We start from the raw sequence: 411 nt of genomic DNA on the forward strand, positions 1-411 counted from the left end.
GTCCTATCCGATCCATCCGGAGCTGTTCGATCGGCTGTCGAAGGATTGGGCGAGCCTCGAAAAGTTCCAACGCACGCGCGGCGTTCTGCGCTTCATGGCCAATGTCGTGGGCGTGCTCTGGCATGGCCAGATGCGTGACCCGCTAATAACACCCGCTCGGGTGCCGGTTGCGCACGAGCGGGTGCGCGTGAGCGTTCTTTATCCCCTGGATCCGGCTTTCGGCTCAGTCGTCGATAAGGAGGTTGATGGTGAAGGGTCTTTGCCTAACCGAATGGAAGCAAATCCTTCGAGAAGGATTTCGCAGTTGCGCGCCGCAACACGCGCTGCGCGGTCGGTATTCATTTGCACGGCACCGCTAGTCGGCCAACCGAATGCCGGTCTCACCGGCCAGGGCTTGCGCCTTGCTTGCGC

Annotated in this window: 1 pseudogene; it reads left to right on the plus strand. The window is 61.1% G+C overall.

Annotated elements, in window-relative coordinates:
• Positions 1-411, plus strand: a pseudogene (locus EN925_RS39360) (ATPase); the annotation flags it as partial.

Origin of the sequence: Mesorhizobium sp. M7A.F.Ca.US.006.04.2.1 (genome assembly GCF_004022915.1) — a bacterium.
Lineage (GTDB): Bacteria > Pseudomonadota > Alphaproteobacteria > Rhizobiales > Rhizobiaceae > Mesorhizobium > Mesorhizobium ciceri.